This window comes from Streptomyces sp. NPDC059456 (assembly GCF_042750055.1).
Taxonomy (GTDB): Bacteria; Actinomycetota; Actinomycetes; order Streptomycetales; family Streptomycetaceae; genus Streptomyces.
Window position 1 is genome coordinate 1 of sequence record NZ_JBHYVA010000748.1, and the last position, 4013, is coordinate 4013.

The window sequence follows — 4013 nt, forward strand, 5'->3', positions numbered from 1 at the left end:
CCTCACTTCCGCGCACCGGCGCGGCCGCCGCGGCGCCTCCCGCGCTCCGGGACGCTGCGCCGGCCGCCGCGGGCTACGGCTCGAACTTGTAGCCCAGGCCGCGGACCGTGACCAGGTAGCGCGGTGCGCCCGGGTCCGGCTCGAACACCTTCCCCGTGCGCCCCTCGCACCTCTCGGCCCCGGAGGGCCTCCCGGGCTTCGGGACGCTGCGCCGGCCTCCGGCCGGCCCCGGAGGGGTGAACCCCGCGCGGCCGCCGCGGGCTACGGCTCGAACTTGTAGCCCAGGCCGCGGACCGTGACCAGGTAGCGCGGTGCGCCCGGGTCCGGCTCGATCTTGGCGCGCAGGCGCTTGACGTGGACGTCCAGGGTCTTGGTGTCGCCGACGTAGTCCGCGCCCCAGACCCGGTCGATCAGCTGCATGCGCGTGAGCACGCGGCCCGCGTTGCGCAGCAGCATCTCCAGCAGGTCGAACTCCTTCAGCGGGAGGTCGACCTTGGCGCCGGCCACCGTCACCACGTGGCGGTCGACGTCCATCCGTACGGGTCCGGCCTCCAGCGCGGCCGGGGTGACCTCCTCCGGCTCGCCGCGGCGGCGCAGGACCGCGCGGATGCGGGCGACCAGCTCCCGCGAGGAGAAGGGCTTCGTGACGTAGTCGTCGGCTCCTATCTCCAGCCCGACGACCTTGTCGATCTCGCTGTCCTTGGCCGTCACCATGATGACGGGCACGTTGGAGCGGCCGCGCAGCTGCCGGCAGACCTCGGTGCCGGGCAGGCCGGGCAGCATCAGGTCGAGGAGGACGAGGTCGGCGCCGTTGCGCTCGAACTCGTCGAGCCCGTCGGGGCCGGTCGCGGCGATGGCGACCTCGAAGCCCTCCTTGCGGAGCATGTAGGACAGGGCGTCGCTGAAGGATTCCTCATCCTCGACGACGAGCACTCGGGTCACGGAAGGACCTCCGGGGCAGGGATGGCTGGCGTGGTTCTTGGGGAAGCGGGGTTCAGGCAGGGGTGGGGTGGCTGGGTTCGGTGGCGGGTCCCGTGGCCGGGGCGGCCGCGGGAGCCTGGGCCGGAGCGGCTGCTTCCGGCAGGCGCAGGGTGAACGTGGAGCCCTGACCCTCGGAGCTCCATACGGACACCTCCCCGCCGTGTGAGGCCGCTACGTGCTTCACGATCGCGAGGCCGAGGCCGGTTCCTCCCGTGGCGCGGGAGCGGGCCGGGTCCACGCGGTAGAAGCGCTCGAAGATGCGCTCGCGGTCCTTTTCCGGGATGCCGATGCCCTGGTCGGTCACGGCGATCTCGATCAAGTCTCCCCCGGGGGCCGCGACCCTGCGCCCGGCTATGCCGACGCGGGTGCGGGCGGGACTGTAGTTGACGGCGTTCTCGACGAGGTTGCCCAGGGCCGCCGCGAGCTGTCCGCGGTGGCCCCAGACGCGCAGGTCGGCGGTGCCGCCGGCGGCCATGGTGATCTGCTTGGAGGACGCCGTGTGACGGCAGCGGTCGATCGCCTCGGCGACCAGCGTGTCCACCCGTACGGGCTCGGCGTCCTCCAGCGGGTCGTCGTTCTGTACCCGGGAGAGGTCGATGAGCTCCTGTACGAGGTTGATCAGGCGGGTGGCCTCGATCTGCATGCGGCCGGCGAAGCGGCTGACCGCCTCGGGGTCGTCCGCGGCGTCCATGACCGCCTCGGACAGCAGGGAGATCGCCCCGACCGGTGTCTTCAGCTCGTGCGAGACGTTCGCGACGAAGTCGCGGCGCACGGCTTCGATGCGGCGGGCTTCGGTGAGGTCCTCGACGAGGAGCAGGACGAGCCGGGAGCCGAGCGGGGCGACGCGCGCCGAGACCGCGAGGGCCTCGCCGCGGCCGGTGCCGCGCCGGGGCAGGTCGAGCTCGACCTGGCGTATTTCGCCGTCGCGGCGGGTGTCGCGGGCCATGTGGAGCATGGGCTCGACGGCCAGTTTGCCGCCGCGGACCAGTCCGAGGGCGTACGCCGCCGAGCTGGCCTTGACCACCGCGTCGCCCTCGTCGAGCACGACGGCGGAGGAGCGCAGTACGGACAGGACGGTGTCCACGCCGGGCGGGAGCACCGCGTTGATGTCGGGGCGCATGGAGCTCCGGGTGGGGCGGGCCTGGTCGCGCTCGCTCCAGCGGAACGCCAGCATCGCGATCACACCGGTGCACAGACCGGCGATCGCTGCAGCTGCGGCGACCGCCGCGTTCACGTCCATGGATCCAGGTTAAGCAGGCACGACGGCACTTCCACAGCCGTTCGGGTGGCACCTCGAACACTCGTCGCCCAGAGTTCACCGTGGCGACGGGGTTGATTCACTTGTGATGCCGGAGTCCGACGCGTTCGCGGCCCACCGTGTCAACGTGGGGGCACGAAGCCGCCCCGGCCCGGCCCGAGGGGCAAGAGGCAGTAGGCAAGAGAGGGACACCCATGCGTGACGCGTACCACGAGGAACTGGACTCGATCGGGGAAGGCCTGGTCGAGATGGCCCGGCTGGTCGGTTCCGCGATCGGGCGGGCCACGACCTCCATGCTCGACGCCGACCTGAAGCTCGCCGAGAGCGTCATCGCCGCCGACCAGAAGGTCGACGACCTCCAGCACGACCTGGAGGCCCGTGCCATCGCGCTGCTGGCCCGCCAGCAGCCGGTCGCCACCGACCTGCGCATCGTGGTGACCTCGCTGCGCATGTCCGCGGACCTGGAGCGCTCGGGCGACCTGGCGCAGCACGTGGCGAAGCTGGCCCGGCTGCGCTTCCCGGACACGGCGGTCCCGCGCGACCTGCACGCGACCATCCTGGAGATGGGGCAGCTGGCGCAGCGCCTGATGGCGAAGGCGGCGGAGGTCATCATCACGAAGGACGTCGACCTGGCGCTCCAGCTGGAGCAGGACGACGACGAGATGGACCAGCTGCACCGCACGCTGTTCCAGCACCTGATGGACGACCGCTGGAAGCACGGCATCGAGACCGCGGTGGACGTGACGCTGCTGGGCCGCTACTACGAGCGTTTCGCGGACCACGCGGTGTCGGTGGCCAAGCGCGTGGTGTACCTGGTGACGGGCGAGCACGCGGACGAGCTGCAGGCGCCCACGCAGGTCGACGGCGTCTGAGCCGTTCTGCCCCCGGTGCGCCGTTGACGCGCCGGTCCGGCTGGGCATGAATGAGGGCGAAGGCAGTAAGAGGCAAGAAGTCCGTACAGCGCCACGCACGCCGCCTGCGAGGAGGACCCATGCCCGATTCCCCCGTTCCCATCACCCCGGACCAGGAGCAGCAGCCCCGGCCGGAACCGCTGCGGCTGCCGCTGCTCGCGGCCTGCGGCTGCGGCTCGGGCTGCGGCTGCGGCTGCCAGTCCGGCGCGCCCTGCCAGTGCGGCGGCTGACCCGCCCGCCCGGCCCGGCACCAGCGACGACGAGAGGCCCCCTCCCGCACACCGCGGACGGGGGGCCTCTCGCCGTGAAGGGCGGGTCCGGCCGGACGGGGGGTCTGGCGGGGCCGAACGGGGGGACCGGTGGGGTGGGGGGTAACCGGGGGGACGGGCGGGCCGTTCCCCGCGCATGAAGCTGAACCGAACCTCGCTCGTCGGCGCTCTCGCCGGCGCCGTCCTGCTCCTCGGCGGTGCGCCCGCCCAGGCCGCCGACAACCCGCTGCTCTCGCTCCTCGACAACCTCAACATCTCCGACATCTCGGAGGTCGTGCACGTGCCGGTCGAGCGCGTCCTCAACCCCAACATCGTCCTGTCCAACGGCAACGTCGCCGCGCTCCAGGACACGGCAGAGTCCCTGCTGGCCAAGCCCGCCGCCAAGCCCGCCGCGCCGACCGCCCCCTGACCCCGCGCCACACGAGTGGCCCTGCTCCGCGCTGAGGGCCCAGGGTGGACCCAGAGCATGAAAAGGCCCGCCCACCCCGGCCGGGGGGGGGGGGGGGGGCCGGGTCACCACACTTTCAGGGTGTTTGCCAGCTTGTTTATCGGGTGGGTGGCGGGCCGCCCGGGGTGCGGGGGGGGGGGGGTGGC

5 protein-coding genes are annotated in these 4013 nt (G+C 72.7%); 3 read left to right on the plus strand and 2 right to left on the minus strand.

The features are described from left to right. Positions 1-261 precede the first annotated feature (261 nt). A complete protein-coding gene (locus ACFXA3_RS37675; protein ID WP_007265514.1) occupies positions 262-942 on the minus strand; it encodes a response regulator transcription factor in 681 nt (226 codons plus the stop codon). A gap of 52 nt (positions 943-994) precedes the next feature. Continuing rightward, positions 995-2221: a sensor histidine kinase gene (locus ACFXA3_RS37680; RefSeq protein WP_385194970.1), complete on the minus strand. Its 1227-nt coding sequence runs from the start codon at positions 2219-2221 to the stop codon at positions 995-997. A gap of 212 nt (positions 2222-2433) precedes the next feature. On the opposite strand from ACFXA3_RS37680, the gene phoU reads away from it, so the two are divergent. The 3 genes from phoU to ACFXA3_RS37695 all read left to right on the plus strand — a co-directional run bounded on the left by phoU (position 2434) and on the right by ACFXA3_RS37695 (position 3828). After that, entirely contained in the window at positions 2434-3111 is a 678-nt protein-coding gene (phoU, locus tag ACFXA3_RS37685) for a phosphate signaling complex protein PhoU (protein WP_053787880.1), read from the plus strand. Positions 3112-3230: 119 nt separating this feature from the next. Next, entirely contained in the window at positions 3231-3380 is a 150-nt protein-coding gene (locus ACFXA3_RS37690) for a hypothetical protein (RefSeq protein WP_376202382.1), read from the plus strand. A gap of 175 nt (positions 3381-3555) precedes the next feature. Further along, on the plus strand, positions 3556-3828 hold the full coding sequence (locus ACFXA3_RS37695; RefSeq protein ID WP_385194973.1) for a hypothetical protein: 273 nt from the start codon (positions 3556-3558) through the stop codon (positions 3826-3828). Positions 3829-4013: the final 185 nt, after the last annotated feature.

Excerpts from the sequence above, each read along its gene's own strand:
- ACFXA3_RS37695 (WP_385194973.1), top strand. The coding sequence starts at position 3,556 with ATGAAGCTGAACCGAACCTCGCTCGTCGGCGCTCTCGCCGGCGCCGTC.
- ACFXA3_RS37680 (WP_385194970.1), bottom strand. The coding sequence starts at position 2,221 with ATGGACGTGAACGCGGCGGTCGCCGCAGCTGCAGCGATCGCCGGTCTG.
- ACFXA3_RS37690 (WP_376202382.1), top strand. The coding sequence starts at position 3,231 with ATGCCCGATTCCCCCGTTCCCATCACCCCGGACCAGGAGCAGCAGCCC.
- phoU (WP_053787880.1), top strand. The coding sequence starts at position 2,434 with ATGCGTGACGCGTACCACGAGGAACTGGACTCGATCGGGGAAGGCCTG.